Source organism: Litchfieldia salsa (genome assembly GCF_900104555.1).
Classification (GTDB): Bacteria; Bacillota; Bacilli; order Bacillales; family Bacillaceae_L; genus Litchfieldia; species Litchfieldia salsa.
Genome location: NZ_FNJU01000004.1, coordinates 17237 through 38530, shown reverse-complemented (window position 1 = coordinate 38530; position 21294 = coordinate 17237). Strand labels below are relative to the sequence as shown.

General features: G+C 37.0%; 24 protein-coding genes, 3 pseudogenes and 1 riboswitch. Of the genes and pseudogenes, 18 read left to right on the top strand and 9 right to left on the bottom strand.

Going from position 1 to position 21294, the window contains the following annotated elements; genetic code table 11:
• Window positions 1–212 precede the first annotated feature (212 nt).
• Window positions 213–776 carry a DUF3231 family protein gene (locus BLQ56_RS09875; RefSeq protein ID WP_090853134.1) on the top strand — a complete coding sequence of 188 codons (564 nt, stop codon included), beginning with the start codon at window positions 213–215 and terminating at the stop codon, window positions 774–776.
• Between the two features lie 41 nt (window positions 777–817).
• On the opposite strand, the gene BLQ56_RS09870 is transcribed toward BLQ56_RS09875, so the two are convergent.
• A complete protein-coding gene (locus BLQ56_RS09870) occupies window positions 818–1738 on the bottom strand; it encodes an LCP family glycopolymer transferase (RefSeq protein ID WP_090853131.1) in 921 nt (306 codons plus the stop codon).
• Between the two features lie 251 nt (window positions 1739–1989).
• Here BLQ56_RS09870 and BLQ56_RS09865 point away from each other — a divergent pair, with 251 nt between their 5' ends.
• The 6 genes from BLQ56_RS09865 to BLQ56_RS09840 all read left to right on the top strand — a co-directional run bounded on the left by BLQ56_RS09865 (window position 1990) and on the right by BLQ56_RS09840 (window position 5482).
• A complete protein-coding gene (locus BLQ56_RS09865) occupies window positions 1990–2307 on the top strand; it encodes a hypothetical protein (protein WP_090853128.1) in 318 nt (105 codons plus the stop codon).
• Between the two features lie 181 nt (window positions 2308–2488).
• Window positions 2489–2956 carry a hypothetical protein gene (locus BLQ56_RS09860; RefSeq protein ID WP_090853125.1) on the top strand — a complete coding sequence of 156 codons (468 nt, stop codon included), beginning with the start codon at window positions 2489–2491 and terminating at the stop codon, window positions 2954–2956.
• A gap of 121 nt (window positions 2957–3077) precedes the next feature.
• Window positions 3078–3662, top strand: a complete 585-nt coding sequence (locus BLQ56_RS09855; protein WP_090853944.1) for a CBO0543 family protein — start codon at window positions 3078–3080, stop codon at window positions 3660–3662.
• Between the two features lie 75 nt (window positions 3663–3737).
• Window positions 3738–3968 carry a DUF3231 family protein gene (locus BLQ56_RS09850; protein WP_090853122.1) on the top strand — a complete coding sequence of 77 codons (231 nt, stop codon included), beginning with the start codon at window positions 3738–3740 and terminating at the stop codon, window positions 3966–3968.
• A gap of 273 nt (window positions 3969–4241) precedes the next feature.
• The gene (locus tag BLQ56_RS09845) at window positions 4242–4700 is read left to right on the top strand and encodes a DUF3231 family protein (RefSeq protein ID WP_090853119.1); all 459 of its coding nucleotides are present in this window, start codon (window positions 4242–4244) and stop codon (window positions 4698–4700) included.
• A 185-nt stretch (window positions 4701–4885) separates the two neighbouring features.
• Window positions 4886–5482 (top strand): YdeI/OmpD-associated family protein, encoded by a 597-nt coding sequence (locus tag BLQ56_RS09840; protein ID WP_090853116.1) that lies wholly within the window; start codon window positions 4886–4888, stop codon window positions 5480–5482.
• A 111-nt stretch (window positions 5483–5593) separates the two neighbouring features.
• On the opposite strand, the gene uraA is transcribed toward BLQ56_RS09840, so the two are convergent.
• Complete coding sequence (gene uraA / locus BLQ56_RS09835; protein ID WP_090853114.1) at window positions 5594–6871, bottom strand: uracil permease; 1278 nt, start codon at window positions 6869–6871, stop codon at window positions 5594–5596.
• Between the two features lie 586 nt (window positions 6872–7457).
• On the opposite strand from uraA, the gene BLQ56_RS09830 reads away from it, so the two are divergent.
• Complete coding sequence (locus tag BLQ56_RS09830; protein WP_090853112.1) at window positions 7458–8561, top strand: hypothetical protein; 1104 nt, start codon at window positions 7458–7460, stop codon at window positions 8559–8561.
• 29 nt (window positions 8562–8590) lie between these two features.
• On the opposite strand, the gene BLQ56_RS09825 is transcribed toward BLQ56_RS09830, so the two are convergent.
• Window positions 8591–9199 (bottom strand): CBO0543 family protein, encoded by a 609-nt coding sequence (locus tag BLQ56_RS09825; RefSeq protein WP_090853110.1) that lies wholly within the window; start codon window positions 9197–9199, stop codon window positions 8591–8593.
• A 401-nt stretch (window positions 9200–9600) separates the two neighbouring features.
• On the opposite strand from BLQ56_RS09825, the pseudogene BLQ56_RS09820 reads away from it, so the two are divergent.
• Together BLQ56_RS09820 and BLQ56_RS24210 are read left to right on the top strand one after the other, a co-directional pair.
• A pseudogene (locus BLQ56_RS09820) lies at window positions 9601–9696 on the top strand (YjcZ family sporulation protein); the annotation flags it as partial.
• A 1370-nt stretch (window positions 9697–11066) separates the two neighbouring features.
• Window positions 11067–11162: pseudogene (locus BLQ56_RS24210) on the top strand (YjcZ family sporulation protein); the annotation flags it as partial.
• A 252-nt stretch (window positions 11163–11414) separates the two neighbouring features.
• Here the strand turns inward: BLQ56_RS24210 and BLQ56_RS09810 are convergent.
• On the bottom strand, window positions 11415–12827 hold the full coding sequence (locus tag BLQ56_RS09810; protein WP_090853101.1) for a DUF5667 domain-containing protein: 1413 nt from the start codon (window positions 12825–12827) through the stop codon (window positions 11415–11417).
• Window positions 12828–12906: 79 nt separating this feature from the next.
• A riboswitch (cyclic di-GMP riboswitch) is annotated at window positions 12907–12990 on the bottom strand.
• 229 nt (window positions 12991–13219) lie between these two features.
• Here BLQ56_RS09810 and BLQ56_RS09805 point away from each other — a divergent pair.
• A pseudogene (locus tag BLQ56_RS09805) lies at window positions 13220–13315 on the top strand (YjcZ family sporulation protein); the annotation flags it as partial.
• A 388-nt stretch (window positions 13316–13703) separates the two neighbouring features.
• Here the strand turns inward: BLQ56_RS09805 and BLQ56_RS09800 are convergent.
• Entirely contained in the window at window positions 13704–14156 is a 453-nt protein-coding gene (locus BLQ56_RS09800; protein ID WP_090853095.1) for a DUF305 domain-containing protein, read from the bottom strand.
• 143 nt (window positions 14157–14299) lie between these two features.
• On the opposite strand from BLQ56_RS09800, the gene BLQ56_RS09795 reads away from it, so the two are divergent.
• Complete coding sequence (locus tag BLQ56_RS09795) at window positions 14300–14512, top strand: DUF1659 domain-containing protein (protein ID WP_090853092.1); 213 nt, start codon at window positions 14300–14302, stop codon at window positions 14510–14512.
• Window positions 14513–14546: 34 nt separating this feature from the next.
• Window positions 14547–14765, top strand: a complete 219-nt coding sequence (locus BLQ56_RS09790) for a DUF2922 domain-containing protein (RefSeq protein ID WP_090853089.1) — start codon at window positions 14547–14549, stop codon at window positions 14763–14765.
• An 83-nt stretch (window positions 14766–14848) separates the two neighbouring features.
• Here BLQ56_RS09790 and BLQ56_RS09785 read toward each other — a convergent pair whose 3' ends face one another.
• The 3 genes from BLQ56_RS09785 to BLQ56_RS09775 all read right to left on the bottom strand — a co-directional run bounded on the left by BLQ56_RS09785 (window position 14849) and on the right by BLQ56_RS09775 (window position 16593).
• Window positions 14849–15124 carry a hypothetical protein gene (locus BLQ56_RS09785; protein ID WP_090853086.1) on the bottom strand — a complete coding sequence of 92 codons (276 nt, stop codon included), beginning with the start codon at window positions 15122–15124 and terminating at the stop codon, window positions 14849–14851.
• A 182-nt stretch (window positions 15125–15306) separates the two neighbouring features.
• A complete protein-coding gene (gene sda, locus BLQ56_RS09780) occupies window positions 15307–15459 on the bottom strand; it encodes a sporulation histidine kinase inhibitor Sda (RefSeq protein WP_090853084.1) in 153 nt (50 codons plus the stop codon).
• Window positions 15460–15684: 225 nt separating this feature from the next.
• On the bottom strand, window positions 15685–16593 hold the full coding sequence (locus BLQ56_RS09775) for an AraC family transcriptional regulator (protein WP_090853082.1): 909 nt from the start codon (window positions 16591–16593) through the stop codon (window positions 15685–15687).
• Between the two features lie 189 nt (window positions 16594–16782).
• On the opposite strand from BLQ56_RS09775, the gene BLQ56_RS09770 reads away from it, so the two are divergent.
• The gene (locus BLQ56_RS09770; protein WP_090853941.1) at window positions 16783–17763 is read left to right on the top strand and encodes an aldo/keto reductase; all 981 of its coding nucleotides are present in this window, start codon (window positions 16783–16785) and stop codon (window positions 17761–17763) included.
• A gap of 142 nt (window positions 17764–17905) precedes the next feature.
• Here BLQ56_RS09770 and BLQ56_RS09765 read toward each other — a convergent pair whose 3' ends face one another.
• Window positions 17906–18916 (bottom strand): DUF3231 family protein, encoded by a 1011-nt coding sequence (locus BLQ56_RS09765; RefSeq protein ID WP_090853079.1) that lies wholly within the window; start codon window positions 18914–18916, stop codon window positions 17906–17908.
• Between the two features lie 514 nt (window positions 18917–19430).
• Between BLQ56_RS09765 and BLQ56_RS09760 the strand changes: the two genes are divergently transcribed.
• The 4 genes from BLQ56_RS09760 to BLQ56_RS09745 all read left to right on the top strand — a co-directional run bounded on the left by BLQ56_RS09760 (window position 19431) and on the right by BLQ56_RS09745 (window position 21244).
• A complete protein-coding gene (locus BLQ56_RS09760; RefSeq protein WP_090853076.1) occupies window positions 19431–19931 on the top strand; it encodes a GNAT family N-acetyltransferase in 501 nt (166 codons plus the stop codon).
• Window positions 19932–20111: 180 nt separating this feature from the next.
• Window positions 20112–20357 (top strand): DUF7674 family protein, encoded by a 246-nt coding sequence (locus BLQ56_RS09755; RefSeq protein WP_090853073.1) that lies wholly within the window; start codon window positions 20112–20114, stop codon window positions 20355–20357.
• A 112-nt stretch (window positions 20358–20469) separates the two neighbouring features.
• Window positions 20470–20709 carry a CPCC family cysteine-rich protein gene (locus tag BLQ56_RS09750; protein ID WP_090853070.1) on the top strand — a complete coding sequence of 80 codons (240 nt, stop codon included), beginning with the start codon at window positions 20470–20472 and terminating at the stop codon, window positions 20707–20709.
• 202 nt (window positions 20710–20911) lie between these two features.
• A complete protein-coding gene (locus BLQ56_RS09745) occupies window positions 20912–21244 on the top strand; it encodes a hypothetical protein (protein ID WP_090853067.1) in 333 nt (110 codons plus the stop codon).
• The last annotated feature ends 50 nt before the right edge of the window (window positions 21245–21294 follow it).

Sequence of the window (21294 nt, the reverse complement as noted above, 5' to 3'; positions counted from 1 at the left end):
TCAGGTTCGCGGGAATCAATCCAAGAGATTGGCTATCTGGGTCAAGTCAAATTCGCTGGAAAATAAAAGCATCCACCCACTCTGGACTGGTTCGTAGGACAAGACTTAAGTTGCATATCGATAACGTCGTTATTTAATTTGGTAATTTATACAAAATATGTATAGTCCTATACCCATTAGAGAAAAATGAAAAACAGGAGGTGTGATGAATTGTGTCGAATCCACTAGAAGCTGTATGGAATACGTTTAAAACATTAATTGATAATGAACCGAAATCACCATTACATATTATGGAGGCTGGGGATTGTTGGAAGTATTATACAGTCCTTGAAGAATTCATTCGCTATGAAGAGGTAGGTCTTAATACGTCTAGTGACGATGAAATACTTGAAATGCTAAGGGATGCGATTAGGATATGTGAGTCACAGTCAAAAAGACTGAGCACATTTATGCTTCAAGAAGGAATTCCTTTGCCAGATGTTACTTCGGCAAAGCCCAAATCAGATCCTAAGGAAGTTCCTTTAGGAGTGAAATTATCAGATGACGAAATCTCGAATGGCATTGCCTTTAAGGTAGTAACTTTAATGCAGTTATGTGGAAAAGGTCAAGCCGATGCCGTTCGGAGTGATGTTGGAATGATTTGGCTAGAGTTTTATAGTGAATTTACTACTTTTGGGGCTACACTTAAAACACTGATGAGAAAAAGAGGCTGGCTGAAGGTGCCTCCATATTATTATCCGCCTGGCTATCCAGAAAAAGGGTATCAAGGAAAATAGCAAATAAATAAGTAAGCCCAAATTGGACTTACCTCAACATATTAATTAAGTTCTAAATTTGTTTTTAAAGTACTAATCACAGCTTGGCGCTCTTCTTCAGGTACAACATAATAATAGATTCCATTAATTTTTTGACCAGTACCTTTAATCATGGTTTGGTTATTATTATGACGTGCATCTGCATAATTTGCTTGAACTGATTGCATTTCTTTAAAGGTCATGTTTGTCTTAATATTCCCTCCAGCAACAGCTAGTAAATCATCAATTTTTGTGACGACAGCAGGTGAAGCACCTTTTTCAATAATGGCACGAATAACTTCACGCTGACGATCTTGACGACCGAAGTCACTATCAATTTCACGTACTCGTGCGTATGCAAGTGCGCTTTCACCATTTAAAGTGATTGAACCTTCGTTAAAATTCTTTCCTTCATATGAAAATGCTTTTGTATTATTAACTGTAACTCCACCTAATGTATCTACAATATCCTTAAAGCTTTCCATATTAACCTTCACGTAATAATCAATAGGGATATCAAGAAATTTCTCTACTGTAGTAAGTGTCAAGTCAGTACCACCAAATGCATAAGAGTGATTTACTTTATCCATACCTCTTCCTTCGATCTCCACATAGGTGTCACGAGGGATGCTTAGCATGTTCATAGAGTCTGTGTTTGGGTTAAGCGTAACAACGATAAGAGAGTCTGCACGACCTCTATCACCTGTTCGCTCATCCACACCCATTAATAGGAATGAAATGGGGTCACCTTTTGATAAATCAAACTCCGTCTCACGCTTGCTTGATGGTGTACGCTCTTCATGCATGGAATCAACGGTGCTTGCTAGGTTTTGATATAAATAAACGGAATAACCGACAATTGCTAATATAATGACCCCAATAATACTAGCTATAATCTTTAACCACTTTTTACTCTTCTTTTTCTTTCGGCTTGAACGATCCAATATTCATCATCCTTTATTATAAAAATTTTAAAATACCTGTGATTCACATTTACCCCTAGAATCCACTCTATATAAGACGTTAGTTTCGACAGAAAGTTTCAGAATCCTTCAAAATAAAAGATTCAGAACAGAAATATCATATCATTTATTTTCAGTTTGTCCACAAAAAATTAATAACAACTTTCCTTAATTCTTGAAATATAGTAAAATTTTAGTAGATTACTAGTTGAATTTATAAGGAGGGATTAGAGTTGAAAGAGAAGCTATTACCCATTCTGCTTAAAGTAGCTATTTATACAAGTATCGTTTGTTCGACAATCATTCTATTTTTTAATGGTTCATTCGGGTATTTTGCCTATATTTTGACATTTGGGGACAAGCAAGGCACATTTGTGTTCTGCACAATTGCAATTATTGGAGCTTTACTTGCACTTATTCCTCTCTTATATCATAAGCAAACAGGAAAATTCTATTATTATGTGCTTTTGGGAACGAATGTCTTTATTATCTTTTATCCATTTATGATTGATACAGTTGCTACTTATGTTTTTCCGAAAGTATTAAGGTAGATAATAGGGAATATATGACTGGAATTTAACCTGACAATAGAGTGATGTTATGTAAATTGAGGAGCGGCTGAGAGATCAGTAACTCTTTTAATTTTAATTAATCTCCAACAAGTACATCTAATCTTAATATATGGAAAAAATAATATATATATTTGGATAAACTTTGTTAAGGAGAATTAATATGAAACAAATTATACAATGGCTAATGTTTCTACTGCCTCTTGCGTCACTGGTGTTAATTGGGGATAAAAGTCTTAGAAGATTTCTTCCAGTAGCATTGTTTGTGACTGTTATAAACACTCTATTTTACCAAGCGGCATATCATTATAATTGGTGGAGAGAGCCTGGTCTGTTTGAATGGGACAAGGTTGCAAATATCCCCTGGGTGTATAGTGCCTACTTAGTCGCTACAATATGGATTTTTAAGTTTACCTACGGAAAATTTATAGTCTATTTAATAACAAACCTGATACTAGATGGAGCATATATCTATTTGTGGTATCCATTTCAACAAAAGCTTGGATTAGCTTCTGAAGGCGAAATCTCACCACATATTAATTATTTAATCATGATTGGAGTAGCCCTTTTAATCTATATCTTTCAAATTTGGTATGAAAAAGGTTTACATATGAATAAAGAATCTGATTAAAACTTTCTGTGCAAACTTCTGTCATTTAAAAAATAAGGTGCCAGGCACCACTTCCATCCTGATATTATTAGTGGTTTTTACAAATACTATCTTAAAAGAGGGTAGGAGTTGATGAGACTTGATGACCAAGGAGCAAGGAAAGAGGCTAGATGAGGTATTGGATGTACAAGAAAAGGCTGTTTCCATGTGGATGGATTATTGGAAGGACTTTTCATATATAGATACAGGTCCATTCTGGGTCATTATTGCTGCACTTGTTCTTCCTCTTATTCTTATTTATTTTAAAATCGATCGGACGAAAATATTTCAAATTGGATTCTATGGATTTAATATACATACTTGGTTTGCTTATTCAGATTCGATCGCGATGAGGACCGGTTACGTCTATTATCCATTTCAGGCTATTCCAGTTATGCCAGTTAACTTTGCTTTAGATGCTTCGCTCGTCCCTGTCACCTTTATGTTGGTCTATCAGTGGTGTATTAATAACAATAAAAGTGTATTTCTATATGGTGTTATAACGAGTGCTGGTTTCTCTTTCTTCCTCAAGCCTGTCATGGGTGCATGGGATTTAATTAAGCTAGATAATGGGATGAATTATTTTTATCTCTTTCTTAATTATATAGCCATTTTAATTATGGCAATTATTATAACCAAGTTTTTTACCTACTTGAAACACCATCCTAAAAAGAGTAAAACAGAGTAAACAACCTTTTTTGTATAAATCTCTTTTTTTGCGTAGAAAAATAATTGTAAAGGTTAAAAAAGGGGAAGAAACTAAATGGACGATCTAACTGCAACAGAGGTTCAAAATTTAATGACTTCTTATATGACAAATACAATGGCATTTGTGGTTACAGCAGATTTAATGAAGAAGGTTGAGGATGCTGGAGTAAAAAAGATGCTTAAATTTGGACTTAAAATCGCAACTGAAGAGGTAGAAGGGGCAGAGTTTTTTTTGAAAAAAAGTAATAGGGCACTTCAGAACCCTTCACAGAAAAGGATATACTGAGACCAGAAACCAAATACTATTCAGATCGTTTCGTTATATTGCTTAAGTATAAGCTAACTCAAGATGCATTAAATTTGTATACACTATCCCTTTCAACATCGATTAATACACAAGTTCGGGCGTTTTATAAAAAGATACAGAACAATACAACGGAATTGATGGAACAATGTAATGAGCTTCGAATTAAACACGGATTGCATCAGCGGTTAATCTATTTACCTAGAACTGAAGTAATCAATAAAATCCAAGGACAAGAATTTCTTGGGGTAATGTTTGGTCATAACCGTCCGTCCATTAAGTGCTCCTGAAGTCCTTCAGCTTACTGCTAACTATTCTGCAACAGAGGTATTTCGGGAGATCCTTCGTTCCTTTACTAAAACAAAAACGGTTGAAATCGGAGAACACTTTAGACGTGGAGTGAATATATGCTCCAAACAACTAGAAAAGATTCAAGATAAATTAGAAAAAGATGAATTACCGCAGCTTCCAACTTGGGAATCTGAACTTGATACTGATGGAGCCCCTTTTTCAGATCGGTTGATGTTATTTAAAACATCTCTCATAGCTGGAGCAACAGGTGGTCGATATGGAGTTTCAGCTTCTGCAACACTTCGCAAAGATATTGGGTTAGCTTTCTTGAAAATGATGGGTGAAACCATGTTATTTGCCGAAGATACGGGTAACTTACTTATTAAGTATAAAATGCTAGATGAACCTCCTTTAGTAAAGTAAAGGAGTAAAAGAATAATTTACCTAAAAGCATCTGAAGTGAAATCGATGCTTTTTTGTGAGTTTGTAAAAGATTATACTGTTTATAGTATAAAATGTTGGTGTCTGCATCAAAATTCTAGTGCATTTTTAAAATGCGAATGAAATGAAAGAGCCTCATCTAATCGAAAAAATAGGGGTTGTCATTAATGACAAATAATAGAAAGAATCGTAAAGTTGATGGATTTTTGAAAAAAGCTAAGCAATGGAAGGAGGAGTTTGAATGTTTGAGGAATATTATTCTTGACTGTGAGGAGTTGACCGAAGGAATAAAGTGGATGCATCCTTGTTACATGTTTGAGGATAAAAACATCGTTTTAATCCATGGATTTAAAGAATATTGTGCGATTCTCTTTCACAAAGGCGCTTTGTTAAAGGACCCTCATGGTGTTTTAATCCAACAAACCGAAAATGTACAAGCAGCACGTCAAATTAGGTTCACCAATTTACAAGAGGTAATTGAATTGGATAGCATTATTAAAGAATATGTTCAAGAAGCGATTGAAATTGAAAAGGCTGGCTTGGAAGTGGAATTAAAAAAGACTGAAGAATACTTGATACCTGAAGAACTTCAAGTGAAATTCGATGAAACACCCAAACTGAAAGTTGCTTTTGAGGCATTGACACCTGGACGGCAAAGAGCATACCTTCTTTATTTTTCTAAAGCAAAACAAACGAAGACTCGTGAAGCAAGAATTGAAAAGTATAGACAGCATATACTCGATGGGAAAGGGTTAAATGATTAATTTTTTCGTTGCAGTGGAAAGACGACTACTATGTTTACTCAAACAGCTTTCAATAAAAAAACCCACAAACGTTGATTCAACAACATTTGTGGGTTTTTGAGTGTTCTATTTCTATTCATTTGTAAGGTTAAGCATATCAAGAAGCTTAAAGAACAAGCTTAGGAAAATCGCTACGATTGTTGCTAGTCCCATTCCTTTTAGTTCAACTGTTCCGATGTGAATCGCTGCACCACTAATTCCGATAACTAACACGATACATGTAAGAATTAGATTTTGAGATTTACTATAGTCCACTTTTGATTCAACAAGCATACGAACCCCACTTGCTGCGATAATTCCGAACAGAAGGATTGAAATCCCACCCATTACTGGTTGTGGAATGGAGGAAATTAGAGCTGCTAATTTCCCAAAGAAAGATAAGACAACCGCGATAATAGCTGCGATTCCGATAACCCATGTTGAGTACACACGTGTGATCGCTAGAACCCCAATATTTTCACCGTACGTTGTGTTTGGTGTTGCACCGACAAAGCTTGAGATAATCGTTGAAATCCCGTTACTGAACATTGAACGGTCAAGTCCAGGGTCTTTCGCTAAGTCTTTTTTCACGATATTACTTGTAACAAATAAGTGACCAATATGCTCAGGTACAAGTACTAATGCTGCTGGTAAAATGGTTAAGATCGCTGATAAGTCAAATTTAATTTGATAGTACTGTGGTAGTGATAGGACTGAAGCTTCCTTCACATTTGATAAATCTACTAAACCAAAGAAGTAAGCAATCACATAACCAGCGACAATTCCAATTAAGATCGGAATGATTTTGAAGAATCCTTTTAGAGAAACCCAACAAACAATTGTAATCAGTAATGTTAAAAATGCAACAAGTGCTGACTTAGGATCTACTGCCCAATCTGCTGCAGCACCTGCTGGAGCAATCCAACCTGCCATTTGAGCTGCAACTGGAACTAACTCTAACCCGATAACTGCGACAATCGCACCCATTGCTGCAGGTGGGAATATCACATCAATCCAACCAGTCCCTGCAAATCGTACAATGAGGGACACAAGTACCAAGACAACCCCTACGGCCAAGAAGCCACCTAATGCATAGTTGTAACCATCTTCTCCGTGATTACCTAATACAACGAAAACTGGTGATAGAAATGCAAAGCTTGAGCCAAGGTAAGCAGGAATTTGACCTTTTGTAATAAATAGATATAATAGCGTGCCAAGACCATTCATAAGTAAGATTGTTGCAGGGTCGACCCCGAAAAGAACTGGAACTAAAACCGTTGAACCAAACATCGCAAATAAATGCTGAAAGCTCAGTGGTAAGCTTTTTAATAAAGGTGGTCTTTCATGAACCTGGATTTCATTCTGAGACATAGAAAACGCTCCTTGTGTTTTATTTGGTGATAAAAAGATTGAAAGTCTGTAAACTAGTACTAGTGTCTAGCTACAGCGCCCAGCGACTAGTGAACTTCACTCTCCTCCTTGCGATAAGTCAACATCGAATCGCTTTGCTCTTCGTGTTTCCTTTATCTCATACAGAGAGCTCCAGTCCATACGTCGCTAAACGGGCGCTTTCACTTTTCGTATGAAGTCAGGTTACCTCTTATACTATCCTAATTGTTACGATTGTATAAAAAAAGCATCTTACCATTCATGGCAAGATGCTTTTTACATAAGTTGGTCAGGTCAATTCCTGAGCAACTCTATGCATGCAGAATCCTATTCTGCAACACCTTGCCAGCCTCTCTGGACTGACTTAAAGGTAACCGTATAACGTTCTTACGTAATTATACAATGAATATGAAGGGTGTCAATAGATTCTCTGCAAAAATTGTAGAAATTTGTTGGCAGAGGTCATAAGTTGCACAAATAAATGTAGGCTTGAAAAATAGGTATAACGGAAGCCTATTTTTATATTAAAATGGGGTAATGAGTTTATTTAATAGGAGTGATAGCTAAGGTGGAATCAATCAAACTAGTTTTAAATTCAATCATTGGGGAAATGTTGCCAGCATTAATTGGAGCAATTGTTGGACTTATATTTAGCGTTATTTTTGATGAAGGGCTAAGGAATTTCAAGCGGAAAATTGTAAGAAGTTATAAGCGTCTTTTTCGGGAAAAAAATGAATTTAAATCACATTTATTTACGATTGAAGGTACACCAACTACCTTTTATGTGATTGATGGAGATGGTCAATTTGATTTTAAACCGGAAAATATAGAATGTAGAGTCGTTCATGATCAGGTTCAGTTACCATCTGAAATTGAGGCGATCAAACAAGAAATTACTGATAGAGAAACAGAAAATGAACTGAACGGACTAGACCATAAGTGGAACGGACCGTTGTATGGTTTAGCGAAATTTAGGCATAGTCGAACAGCTGATAAAGAAGATATGACGGTTTTATTTAACTTCTTCAAAACGGATTACTTTACATTTTTAGCGACTAATTTGCAGTTAAATAGAAAGTTGGAATCTGGAAAGACGATTGGAGAGGAGTATATCCCTTATCAACAACTAGAAAAGGTAGAACCGATTTTAGCAAATGGTTTTGGAATAGGGCTTGTGGTCATTACGTCTGATGAAAATATTATTTTAACTAAGCGTACCGAAATAAGTGGGCCAAGAGGGAGCGAAATGGATATTAGTGTGGTTGAAGGAGTCCATCCTTTGTTAGATCGTCATAGTGTCAATGATGGTCCGGACTTATTTAACACGGCTGTACGTGGGGCAAATGAAGAACTAGGTATCATTATTAACAAAGATCTTATTAAATTCCTAGGTTACGGGATTGATTTAGACTTTTATCAATGGAATATGCTTGGTTATGCTCATGTTCCACAAACAGCCAAGGAGATCCAGGATATTCGTAGTCGAGGAACTTCAGGTAAATGGGAAAACACATTCCTTGTTTTTAAGAATTTCACAGCAAAGGAAGTGGCCGATATTATTGTTAATGGAGAAGTTTGGTCCACAGGAAAAGTAGCGCTGTATTGGACTGCGGTTAGAGAGTTAGGGAAAAACAATATCGATCGTGCCTTGGCTAAGACAAAGAAAAAATAATTATATAATAGAAGAAGGTCTGTCCCGACTTATCGTTGTGGGAACAGACCTTTTTTAGTTCCTTGCTTGCTCATCCATATAAAGATATTCGTTATGAGCTTTGAAAAGATAAATAAAGCGCAGTATGCGGCAAATATATGTAAAAAAGTCACCCATTCATGTAGCTTGAAAAGATGGTGCATGGATAAGATTGGTTTAAAGATAAATGATAGAAAAACAGATAAAGCCAGCGTATAGATATAGTAGTTTTTATTTTGATTAAGTGTCCACTGGTAGACAAGCATATAGAGGATAGGAACTAAAGCCACGTCTAAAGATAAATTTCCCGGGATAAAGGGGACCAACTCATAGGGATATCCCCATAGTCCATGTTTGGTTCCCCAGTTGTCGATATGGCTAAACCATACATGAATATTATAGCCGTAAAATCCAAGGAGAGACATTTTATCGCGATCGATTAGAAAGTATAAGATGACTAAGGGTGCAACGAACATTCCGAGAAAAATCAACCAGAATTGCCATGTATCCAATCCATTGTAGGCATGCCAGTATTCATCTTTCATTTCGGTAGTTTTTACAATTAGATGCCTAATTTCCTCATAAAGTTCTAGCTGCTTTTCATTCATTTGTTTTTCCATTGATTGCACTCCACGTTTTTACTTAGTATTCTAAAAAAACATGAAATCCATGTATAGAGATTTTAAAAGAAGGCTCTCTTCGTAAACATTGTGCTATTTGACTAGGGTTAGGTTGATTTGCACTCCAGGTATGTGCTTTCCTTGGTGCAGGGATGATCCTTTCGTTCCTGGGGGCCTGCGCATCCCGCAGGAGTCACATACCTTCCGTTCCAATCAACGAGCTCTATCAAATTAAATATATCTTAAAACAACATTCTTTTAGAAAGGAGCCTTGAAGAAAGTTGCTGGGGTCTTGTAGCTTACTACATTGATATGGGCATGTTATTCAGTTTTGCTTATCGCCCAAACGTTTCTGCTTTTTTGCCATAGGATAAAGTGAGATGAACAGGAGGTGAAGTTAAATGAGTGGAGTTACAGGATATGCAGGTGCTGGATTTGCATTAATCGTTGTGCTTTTCATTCTGTTGATCATTGTTGGTGCTAGTGGATTCACTGGTGCTGCTGGATATGGTGCAGGATATGGCTATGGTTATGGATATGGGTACTAAAATTAAATAGATGAAAGATGTTTATGATATGAGAGGTCTTTCCTGCAAGTAGGGGAAAGGCCTTTTTAGGTTTAATGATGAGGAGACACCCTTATAGACGAGACGGTGCTGAGGTACTGGGGCTTTTAAAGACAAACCACATGTCCGGAATGAAGATTCTGTCCAATAGGGGGTCTTTATTAGATAAACCACATGTCCGGAATGAAGATTGTGTCCAATAGGTGGTCTTTCTTAGACAAACCACATGTCCGGAATGAAGATTCTGTCCAATAGGGGGTCCTTATTAGACAAACTACATGTCCGGAATGAAGATTCTGTCCAATAGGGGGTCTTTATTAGATAAACCACATGTCCGGAATGAAGATTGTGTCCAATAGGTGGTCTTTCTTAGACAAACCACATGTCCGGAATGAAGATTCTGTCCAATAGGGGGTCCTTATTAGACAAACTACATGTCCGGAATGAAGATTCTGTCCAATAGGGGGTCTTTATTAGACAAACTACATGTCCAGAGTGATGATTCTGTCCAATAGGGGGTCTTTATTAGACAAACCGCATGGCCTGAGTGATGATTCTGTCCAATAGGAGGTCTCTATTAGACAAATCACATGTCCAGAGTAATGATTCTGTCCAATAGGGGGTCTTTATTAGACAAACCACATGTCCGGAATGAAGATTGTGTCCAATAGGGGGTCTTTATTAGACAAACCGCATGGCCTGAGTGATGATTTTGTCCAATAGGAGGTCTCTATTAGACAAATCACATGTCCAGAGTAATGAATGTGTCCAATAGGGGGTCTTTATTAGACAAATCACATGTCCAGAGTAATGATTCTGTCCAATAGGGGGTCTTTATTAGACAAACTACATGTCCAGAGTGATGATTCTGTCCAATAGGAGGTCTCTATTAGACAAATCACATGTCCTGAGTGAAGATTGTGTCCAATAGGGGGTCTCTATTAGACAAACCTCATAGTCTGAACAATGATTTTGTCCAATAGCACGCCTCTTTATAAATAAAACCCCTTATACAAGCTTTCTAATAACCATTATAATAAGCCCCCATAGCGGGATTGAAAAGCTAAGGCCGTACAAACAGCCTTTGGCAAAGTTTCCTTCGTCTTCATACATATGATCACGTCCTATTTTGTTAATCTTTTCTAGTATTAACAAGAATGTGAGTAAATGTACGCGGTTAGATAAAATATTTTAGTCTTTAGCGGATCAATATAGGCAGATCGTTCAGTTTTTCGTTGAGTCCAAACATTTTTATCATTTTGCCATAGTATAAAAAGTGAGATGAACAGGAGGTGAAGTAAATGAGTGGAGTTACAGGATATGCAGGTGCTGGATTTGCATTAATCGTTGTGCTTTTCATTCTGTTAATCATTGTAGGTGCTAGCGGATTTACTGGTGCAGCTGGTGGTTATGGTGCAGGATACGGTTACTAATCGTGAGTTCAATTAACCATTTATAGATGAAGAAAAGGTCTTTTCCGGTAAAAGGGAAAGACCTTTTTAAATGAACATTATTATTTTAAGCTATTTTCGTATTGTTGCTTTCAAAGCCAGAGGTCGAACACACTCCGTGTCTGGCGTGTGAGCAGTGGGCCTCCTCATATCACACAAAAAAAGCCAACATTAAATGTCAGCTTTTTTAATGGGAGATTAATTCTCCTCGGAATCCGTATCATTATTTTCTTCTTCGTCTTCATTATCTTTTTGCTTCTTAGCAGCCTCACGTTGTTTTTCTTCAGCCTTTTTAGCAGCTTCTTTTGCTTTTTCAGCTTGCTTTTTTGCTTCTTCACGTTTTTGTTCTTCTTGTTTCTTAAGAGCTTCACGTTGTTTTTCTTCAGCTTTTTTAGCAGCTTCTTTTGCTTGTTCAGCTTGCTTTTTTGCTTCCTCACGCTTTTGCTCAGCTAATTTTTTCGCTTCTTCACGCTTCTGCTCAGCTAGTTTTTTCGCTTCCTCACGCTTCTGTTCTTCGACTTTCACTGCAGCTTCTTCAGCGTCAGTATCAGTTTCAGTTTCTTGATCTTCGTCTGTTTCATCAACTTCATCAACTGTCGTAGTTTCATTGTTTAGAGTATTTACTTCATCAAGAGTTTCTTCAACAACTTCATCAGCTTCTTCATTGATTTCTTCAACAGTTTCAGCTTGTTCTTCTGCTAACTCTTCGTTAAGTTCAGCAAGCTCTTCATTATATTCTTCTTCAGTAATTTCTCCAGAAGCTAACTCTTCTTCAAGCTTTAAGCGTTTTTCTTCAGCTTCCAATTCCTTTTCTTGAAGTTTTGCTAGTTTCTTGTTGAGTTTCTTTTCTAATTTCTCTTGTGCTTTAACGATATTTTTTTGAAGGGCTTCTTTTGCCACTGGATTAGCTACTTTTTCGTACGCTGCTTGTAAGGCAAGAAGGTTAGCAGAAAGCTTTGCTTCAAGTGCAGCACGAACTGGGTCCACTTGTTCTGTTTCCTGTGTAACATCACCATCAACTACTGCAGCTTCTTCTTCTACAGTTGATGGGGCTTCTTCTGTGGAAGACTCATCTTCATCAGCGTCAGTAGGTTGAGCTTGCTCGTATTTTGCTAATGCTAATTCTTGTTGTTCAATCGCCTCTTGAAGGAGTTCATTTGCTAATTCCTCTTCGCCATTTGCGTATAACGCTTCTGCTTCTTTAACGCGTTCTTCAACGAATGCTGCAAGTAATTCAGCTTCTTTTACATCATCAAATGTTAAAGCCAGCTGAACGTTCTCCATTAATTTCTTTACGAAATAGAAGAAATCACCAGGTAAAAGTGAAGGGGCTTCTTCAACTTCTTCTTCTGTAACAACTTCATCTGTGTTTTCAACGGTGCTATCTTCAGTGCTAGTTTCAGCTTCTTGATCAGGTGATTCAACTGTGCTTTCTGTCGTTGTTTCAGTTGTTTGTTCTTGCTGAATCGTTTCTTCTGTTTCAGTAGTTGTGCTATCAGTATTTGCAAAAGCTTGTCCAGATCCTAATGAAAGAGCAAAAGCTGTAGCAACAATACTGGTAGTAAGAACATTTCGAACGTTCTTATTAATTAAAGTAAATCCCTTTGACATAAAAAAATCCCTCCAAAAGTTAATTTTTTAGAAAGAAGTTAGAATGACTCTATTAAACTGAGTTATTCTCCATCCTTCATTTGGTAGTCCAGCCACCGTAGTGAAACACCCTAGGTCTGTGACTTTGCGTCCCAATCTTTCGACTGGTTTGCCTTTTTCAAAGTGAGAACGGAGTAATCCGTTACCGCTATATGACCTTAATATAAATCAAATTTAGTAGAAAGTAAATGTCATATATTTACCATTGCTTTTAATGTCTGAACAACCATGAGATTGAGACATGAGAACCGTCCCTGTTTCACAATGGGCAGGTCATTCAGTTTTACATAGCGTCCAATCATTTTTGTTATTTTGCCATAGGATAAGAGTGAGATGAACAGGAGGTGAAGTAAATGAGTGGTGTTACAGGATATGCAGGTGGTGGATTTGCATTGATCGTTGTGCTTTTCATTCTGTTAATCATTGTAGGTGCTAGCGGATTTACTGGTGCAGCTGGTGGTTATGGTACAGGATACGGTTACGGATACTAATCTTCATTTCATTTAATATTGATATAAGAAGAAAAGGTCTTTCCCGTTGAAGGGAGAGACCTTTAGAATGTTACATTCATTCCGCGAAACAGTAAGGGAGGCGGGAACCCGTTCGATGAATCCCGCGAAAAAAGAGTGGAATCCCACGAAAGAGAGCAAGAATCCCGCGAAAGCCCACAGTAATACCGCGAAACAGTAGGGAAGGCGGGAACCCGTTCGATGAATCCCGCGAAAAAAGAGTGGAATCCCACGAAAGAGAGCAAGAATCCCGCGAAAGCCCACAGTAATTCCGCGAAACGGTAAGCGTGGAGCTGCCCCGCCATTAAATTCCACTCAATAGGAGTTCCTACTCATCATTTTCAAGATCTTCAATCAATTCCTCCATTTCTTTAATTTCCTGACGTTGGGTCTGGATAATGCTTTCTGCCAGCTCCTGAACGCGTGGATCTGATAGGTGTGCCTGTTCACTTGTTAGGATGGCAATGGAGTGATGGGGAATCATTGCTTTCATCCAACTTTTATCTTCAATGGTAGCTTGGCTTCGAACAAGCCATAGTGACAGTGCAAACACAAATGCACTCACTGTAAGAATCATAAAATTAACGCCGCGCTTCGTATACATTTTCCACATAAAAAGTAACATCACAATGGACATGACTGAACCCATAATCAATGCCATATAAAGCCTTGTTTGGCTAAAGAATACATGATCTAGTTGAAAAATATTTAAATACATAAGCCAGTACATGATAAAAGTAGAAGTTGCAATCATCACTCCGAATTTCAAATATTTATTCATGATGCTTCCTCCTCTAACTTTTTGTTATATAAGCCTTCCTATCATCTTTCCCTCTTTATTCCCTTAGTTAAACGTAAAATTTTATGATGAATAACCCTTTTTTTCTCTTTCCTCCTATAACTAGTGTGAAGGAGGTGATACAGATGGCAGAGCAATTTTTAACGAGTTCGCAGTTACGCTTAGTGTTTGAGCTTGGTGTCGATGAAAAGGGTGAGATGAAGTATAAGAACAAGAACTACAGTGTGAAAACAACTTCTACACCTGAACAGCTTTTTGCAGCAGCTTCAGCAATTCTTGGGCTTCAAACCTTGAAGAACGCGGGATTTGTACGAAATGATTCACATGACCTTATCTAATGAAAAAGTTTAATAAAGAAAGGAGGGACCTCATATGGCAAAGACATTAGAAATGAGTTTTGGTACAGCGGATGGAAAAGTCGCGAAGCTTTCGATTGAAAATCCAATCGAGCCAGTGGATCAGATTGCGTTAGCAACAGCAATGGATGCAATTATTGCCGCAAACGTGTTTTATTCAGCGGGCGGTGATTTCACGGATAAGCGTGGAGCGCGTGTGGTGGAGCGTAATGTGATAGATGTAGTAATCGGATAAAGCTTGAAAGTCTAACCCTTAGTTTTACGGTGGGTTAGGCTTTTATTTTTTTGCGTATTGTTAGTGGTATTCGTGCATTTCTATTAGATGAAAAGAATCCATAGTAAAACGGTAAGACCGAGTATGAACATCCCAAATAAAAAGGCTTCGATTTTAAAAATTAGAATGTGGTATTTTTTAGGGGTGAGTTTTTCAGCCAGAAATAATAGAAAACTTAACACTAGTTCAATAATTGTGAGTGTAGTCATGCCTCCAGTAAAATCATCGTCTTCTTCGTATTTTTTAAAAGCAGTATAGAATGCATATCCTGAGATTAATAAAAGAATAATAGAACATAGTATCAGCATAATTATGCTCATATAAAAGTATCTCTCCTGTTTATGTAATCTTTCAACTAAACTCCACTTTCACACAAGCACAGGATAACCACTTGTCTGTATTGCTTTTTTCCTGGTTAGTCATCTTGCGTATCCTGACAATATTATTCTAGTATTCTCTCATTTAGGTTTAACTATAAGTTTATTGTGAAGATATCCCTTATTTAGGAAGACATTTTTTGATTTAAGTTACGATGATTAATTTCTTCTTTAAGCATCTGAATGAATTCTTGGCTTAAACCAAGGGAAACAGCTTCTTTATATGCTCTTATTAATAGAGTATCACTTATTTTCATTTTATATAAACCATTCAACATAATCAACAACCCTTTCAGTTTATTGCACTATGTTCTACCCGTTTTTCTCGGCCACAAAACCTAGATATTCCCGAGGTAATTTAGACTTTGAAAAAATTAAAACTACCCTACTGCATTATTTAATGAAAGGGTCAGTAATCTTCTTTAAATTCATATTTATTTTAGGGGATGCGGGAACCACGATTGGTTTTCTCTCCCAACTTCGCAAAGTCTACCGCTTGCAACCTACTCATTTACATGCTTCTCTTTGAATCGGTTAATATCTACTCTAGGTGAAAATCCGAACATCCGAGCATATTCACGACTAAATTGTGATTGACTTTCGTAACCTACTCGGAATGCAATTTCAGCAACATCTGTTGATCCAGCTAGTAACAAACGTCTTGCTTCTTGCAATCTCAATTGTTTTTGAAACTGAATAGGACTCATGGCGGTTACCTCTTTAAAATGGCGATGAAGAGTCGAAACACTCATATTAGCTATTTCAGCTAAATCTTCAATTCGAAAAGGCTCTATATAATTTTTTATGATGTGGTCTATTACTTTTCTAATTTTAGATCCGTTACTACCTTCTACTGCTATTTGTTTTAGTGCTTCTCCGTGTGGACCTTGTAAAATCCAATAGATGATTTCTTTTTTTATTAATGGAGCAAGGGTAGGAATATGCTTTGGAACCTCTAATAAATCAGCTAATCTTAATACTGCATCTAACAAGGAAGGCTCGGCAGAACTAACATACATAGCCCGTTTCGATTTTTTTTCCTGATTATATGGAAGGTCTGTTTCATTGATCATTTCTACTATATCGGTTGGCGTTAACTCAAGTTTGAGTGCTAGATATGGAGATTCCGTCGAGGCTTTGGTGACTTGGCCTGTTACTGGTAAGTTAACTGAGGCAACAATATACTGACCAGGTCCATATAAGAATCGTTCCTCTCCTAATAACACTTCCTTTTCCCCTTGTAAAATCATACAAAAAGACGGCTCGTTAACTCTAGAAATAGGTTCAGAAATGGTGGATTCACGGATGAGAAATAAGGACGGTATGGAAGTAGGTTGGACACCATCTTGTCCTGAATAGTTCTCTATAAACTTAGCAAGTTGTTGCTGCTGTTGGCTGGGTTTCTCAGACATATATGTGTTCTCCTTTTTTCGTTGTCTTCAGTCATTATATCTGATATAGGTTAATCGGGTAAAAGAGGTTGAGAGGATTAGGCAAAAACTTAGTAGAAATAGGTTAAGGGTTTTCTTTTATCTGTGGGATAATAATTCCTAAAGAGGTCACGATAAATGTGGCAAATAAATAAAAGAGAGGTATCAATCATGGAGTATGTGAAACTTGGTAATACAGGCTTGGATGTATCTCGGTTTTGTCTTGGATGTATGGGGTTTGGTGATGCATCAAAGTGGGTGCACCAATGGGTACTTAACGAAAACGACTCTCGGCCTGTGGTTAAAAAAGCAATTGAATTAGGGATTAATTTTTTTGACACGGCTAATGTATATTCTCTTGGCACAAGTGAGGAATACTTAGGACGCGCCTTGAAGGATTATGCCAATCGTGATGAAGTGGTAATCGCAACGAAAGTTCATGGAGAAATGCACAAAGGTCCAAATGGATCAGGACTTTCCCGAAAAGCAATAATGAGTGAGATAGATAACAGTCTTAAGAGATTGGAAACCGATTATGTCGACCTCTATATCATCCATCGCTGGGACTACAACACACCAATTGAAGAAACAATGGAAGCCTTGCATGATGTAGTGAAGTCAGGAAAAGCAAGATACGTCGGTGCTTCAGCTATGTTCGCATGGCAATTCCAAAAAGCTCTTCATGTTGCTGATAAAAATGGTTGGACGAAATTCGTGTCGATGCAGAACCATCTCAATCTGATCTACCGAGAAGAGGAAAGGGAAATGCTACCCCTTTGTAAGGAAGAGAAAATTGGTGTTACTCCATATAGTCCACTTGCATCTGGGAGACTAACACGTGACTGGTCAGTAACGACACACCGCTCTGAGACAGATCAAGTCCAAAAGTTTAAATACGATATGACAGCAGATGCCGACCGAATAGTGGTTGAACGAGTAGCTTCCATTGCCGAGAAACACGGTGTTCCACGTACACATATTGCACTATCTTGGTTATTACAAAAAGAGACCGTAACAGCCCCAATTATCGGAGCAACGAAAATCTCACATCTTGAGGATGCTGTTGGTGCTTTATCTGTAAAACTTTCCACTGAAGACATTGCCTTTCTTGAAGAACCATATGTACCACATAATATAGTGGGGCATAATTGAGATTATTGAATACTTAACAACACTCAACCAAGTCTATCATGGATACCTAAGGATAGAAATTAAACCTGGAGGACTATCGTCAAAAAATAAATAAAGTCTAACCCATATATCAAGAAAGGGTTAGACTTTTTCATTTGCTTTTTTATTTTTTTATAATTTGCTTTCGCTCTTCCATTTGTGGTGGTTCTTCCATCCAGCCATTTTTAATCATGATTTTTCCACCTTTATGAGCATATTCAAAGATATCCTTCATAAAAATAGCCATTTTAGCTGGAATATCATTTCGTAAACTAAAAGCAGTACCTATTGAACCGCTGCCCATCGAAAAGCTGCAAAAGAGACTTACACAATACATCATTAACTTATCGGAAAATGGTGCGATTGTTGAGCGTGTGGCATTACCGCCTGGGGTTTGGGGAACTGGTATACCACCTTGAATGAAGACCTCGCTTAATTCCTTTACGATACCTTTAGCAAGTTCAACCCCTTCATTAAAGTAAACTTTTACTTCTTTTTCATTTGCGCACTGAGCAAATCCTGTAATCATTTCAAGCCCAAAGACATTTGATTCAATGGCATGATGAATTTGAGCAACTTCTACTGTATTTAATGCGCGTTTTTCACTAAATGGATTGATTGCAAGTCCACCCATGTAGCTGTTATCTTTAACAAATTCGATTGACTTTGGCATTGTTACATGAGGAGATTTAATAAGCAGTCCCTTTTCAAGTAAATATTGGGTGCAAAGGTTGTAATATTGTTGAGTAATTGCAGTTAGCTCTTTAAACAATATGACAAGATCTTCTCGATAACACATCGTTATATTTAATGAGTGAAGGGCCATACTAATTTCTTTTAATAGTCGAACAAACATAATGTCAAACCCATTATCATATAACTTAGGCACATCTTTGTTAACATCTTGATCAGTAAAACCAACTGGTATTACAGCCCCTTCATTTTGTAGGGTATCTTTGATCCTACCAACATAATTATTAATCTCCCCATATAAATTAGTCATAATATCTTTAGCTTTTTCGTCATCAGCTTTCTCGATAAAATGCTCTAATATGCGTAAAATCATCGTTTTCTCTTGATATGTAAGCCATAAAACACCTAATTCTGACGATGTAATAGCTGGTTTGTCTGACATAATAGTACTCCTCCTATCTTATGCTACTAGGATAAGCAAAAAATGGTTTTATCATTCTTATTTTTGTTAAGGATTCCTTTTAGCTGAGCTTTTTCAAGGTTTTCGAGTGGCTTCAGACAGGAGAGGTGAAACCAGATGGGGTGGTGTCTGAAGTTGGCATGGCTTCAGACAATAGTGATCATACCAAGAGAAATCGAGACTGAAGTAGGTATAAATTGGGACAATAGTAATGAATCCAAGAAGGATCGAGTCCGAAGTAAGAGCAAATTCAGACAAGAGTGATGAACCAACAAGAACCAAGTCCGAAGTGATAAATGGGGATAAACGGGGACGGTTCTAGTGTCTCAGTGGGAAAAACCTTCCTAGGGTTATGAATGATGCGGTTGATAGTGGAACTAGATAGATGAGGGAAACTAGTACACAAAATGGGGCGTGAGAACCGTCCCCGTGCACACTTACAAGACTTAACAGATTATTGTACAATTAACTTTAATACAAATAGCTAGGAGAGAGAATGATAATAAGGCAATTAAATCCAACTGATGCTGAAGATTATCTTTCTATAAGGCTTGAAGCACTCAAAGATAGTCCGTATGCTTTTGCATCAAGTTATGAAGAGGAAAGAAATCAGTCAGTAGAGAAGTACAAAAGTAGTTTTAATACACAATCAAACGCAATTACTTTTGGTGCCTATGAAGACTCGCAACTTGTTGGTGTCGTCACTCTAGTAAAGGAACAACTATTGAAGTTGAGTCATAGAGCAAATATAGTAGCAATGTATATTAAACCAGAAAAACGTGGTTATGGAATAGGGAAAGCTCTTGTTTCTCATGTAATTGAACAAGCAAATAACATAAATAGTATTGAACAAATTTACCTAACTGTTGTAACAACTAATGTTTCTGCTAAGAAATTGTACGCTTCTTGTGGGTTTGAGGTGTTTGGAGAAGAGAAAAGAGCATTAAAGTTTAATAACACATATTATGACGAAGAACATATGGTTTTATATTTATAAAAATTTGTTCTTAAACGGGTGCGAGTGTTCAATACGAGCAGTCGCTTTTTTATTAACGGACATATGATAAACAGGGATAAACAGGGACGGTTCTAGTGTCTCATTGTGAAAACCTTCCTAGGGTTATGGATGACGCGGTTGATAGTGTAACTAGATAAATGAGGGAAACTAGTACAGAAAATGGGGCGCGAGAACCGTCCCCGTGCACCTCTTGAAGAAGAAGACCCGAAAAAGCTTAAAAGGTTATTTGCTTTCTTTGAATCAATGGTGACGAATGGGGATGAATATGTTGCTGAACTATTAAGTGTCACGATTCTTGCAAGAATTGGTGATGATAAAAAAGTCCTTACTACTGCTTATAAGTATATGGGTAAAGAAACAAGGAAGTCATCTGATGAAATCGAAAAATTCTGGGGTAGATATTGAACGACCAGGGGCAATTCTTCAACAAGCAGGGATTGCCTCTTTTGTATGGAAATAAGAGTTAGTTGAACAAGAAGTAATGCTAAAATTACATTAAAAAACGCGGGGTGATTGAATGAAATATACTTGCCCTTGTTGTGGGTATAAGACATTAGATGAAGAATCGCCTGGAACTGACGAAATCTGTAAAATATGTTTCTGGCATGATGATTTTGTACAATATGAAGACCCTGATTATGAAGGTGGGGCAAATCAAGTTTCCTTAAAGCAAGCACAAAGTAACTACATTAGGTTTGGTGCATGCCAAGAAGATTGTGTTGAATTTGTAAGAAAACCAAACGAGAATGACATATAAAAGGCTTCAGTGTTCGCCCTGCTTTCTTTATTAATTAAATAATGAATATAAAAGATAGTGAAGAAATGTACGTAAGTAAAGGGGGCAATTCTTCAATAAAGGAATAACGCCTTTACTTATTTAAGTAACGGTTAGTGGGAGAAGGAATAAATAATCTTGTTATCGAATACCTAAGTATTATTGTATTAGGTGGGATAAAAGTATGTATGATTACATAAGTATTCATTCTGATAAACTCGAATCATTTATAGAAACTGAAGTTATTGAAAATTTCCTGGAGTTTAACTTAATGTGTACAAAACTAGGAACATTAGAATTTATTAAGGATATAGGTGAATACAGTATCTATATTAGAGGAATAAATGCTAATTCACAAGGTAATTATGCGTATAATTCTTCAGAAAAATTTAAAGAAATAAATCTAATAGAGATTGATATTCCAAATAAATCTAATGATGCTGTGGAAGCTGAGATATTAAAAATCGCACAGAAAATTTCAAATGAGTATTTATGGGAAATTGATTTAAGAGAGTAATTTAATAAATTTTATTATTCAAGTGACAGGGGCGTTGATCCAAGATGTAG

What these genes read in the sequence shown, in the direction of transcription:
- BLQ56_RS09785 (WP_090853086.1), bottom strand. Translation starts at nt 15,124, where the DNA reads ATGAGCATAATTATGCTGATACTATGTTCTATTATTCTTTTATTAATC.
- BLQ56_RS09750 (WP_090853070.1), top strand. Translation starts at nt 20,470, where the DNA reads ATGAAATATACTTGCCCTTGTTGTGGGTATAAGACATTAGATGAAGAA.
- BLQ56_RS09800 (WP_090853095.1), bottom strand. Translation starts at nt 14,156, where the DNA reads ATGAATAAATATTTGAAATTCGGAGTGATGATTGCAACTTCTACTTTT.
- BLQ56_RS09760 (WP_090853076.1), top strand. Translation starts at nt 19,431, where the DNA reads ATGATAATAAGGCAATTAAATCCAACTGATGCTGAAGATTATCTTTCT.
- BLQ56_RS09790 (WP_090853089.1), top strand. Translation starts at nt 14,547, where the DNA reads ATGGCAAAGACATTAGAAATGAGTTTTGGTACAGCGGATGGAAAAGTC.
- BLQ56_RS09770 (WP_090853941.1), top strand. Translation starts at nt 16,783, where the DNA reads ATGGAGTATGTGAAACTTGGTAATACAGGCTTGGATGTATCTCGGTTT.
- BLQ56_RS09755 (WP_090853073.1), top strand. Translation starts at nt 20,112, where the DNA reads ATGGGGCGCGAGAACCGTCCCCGTGCACCTCTTGAAGAAGAAGACCCG.
- BLQ56_RS09795 (WP_090853092.1), top strand. Translation starts at nt 14,300, where the DNA reads ATGGCAGAGCAATTTTTAACGAGTTCGCAGTTACGCTTAGTGTTTGAG.
- BLQ56_RS09860 (WP_090853125.1), top strand. Translation starts at nt 2,489, where the DNA reads ATGAAACAAATTATACAATGGCTAATGTTTCTACTGCCTCTTGCGTCA.
- BLQ56_RS09840 (WP_090853116.1), top strand. Translation starts at nt 4,886, where the DNA reads ATGACAAATAATAGAAAGAATCGTAAAGTTGATGGATTTTTGAAAAAA.
- BLQ56_RS09855 (WP_090853944.1), top strand. Translation starts at nt 3,078, where the DNA reads ATGACCAAGGAGCAAGGAAAGAGGCTAGATGAGGTATTGGATGTACAA.
- BLQ56_RS09850 (WP_090853122.1), top strand. Translation starts at nt 3,738, where the DNA reads ATGGACGATCTAACTGCAACAGAGGTTCAAAATTTAATGACTTCTTAT.
- BLQ56_RS09775 (WP_090853082.1), bottom strand. Translation starts at nt 16,593, where the DNA reads ATGTCTGAGAAACCCAGCCAACAGCAGCAACAACTTGCTAAGTTTATA.
- BLQ56_RS09765 (WP_090853079.1), bottom strand. Translation starts at nt 18,916, where the DNA reads ATGTCAGACAAACCAGCTATTACATCGTCAGAATTAGGTGTTTTATGG.
- uraA (WP_090853114.1), bottom strand. Translation starts at nt 6,871, where the DNA reads ATGTCTCAGAATGAAATCCAGGTTCATGAAAGACCACCTTTATTAAAA.
- BLQ56_RS09825 (WP_090853110.1), bottom strand. Translation starts at nt 9,199, where the DNA reads ATGGAAAAACAAATGAATGAAAAGCAGCTAGAACTTTATGAGGAAATT.
- BLQ56_RS09745 (WP_090853067.1), top strand. Translation starts at nt 20,912, where the DNA reads ATGTATGATTACATAAGTATTCATTCTGATAAACTCGAATCATTTATA.
- sda (WP_090853084.1), bottom strand. Translation starts at nt 15,459, where the DNA reads ATGTTGAATGGTTTATATAAAATGAAAATAAGTGATACTCTATTAATA.
- BLQ56_RS09810 (WP_090853101.1), bottom strand. Translation starts at nt 12,827, where the DNA reads ATGTCAAAGGGATTTACTTTAATTAATAAGAACGTTCGAAATGTTCTT.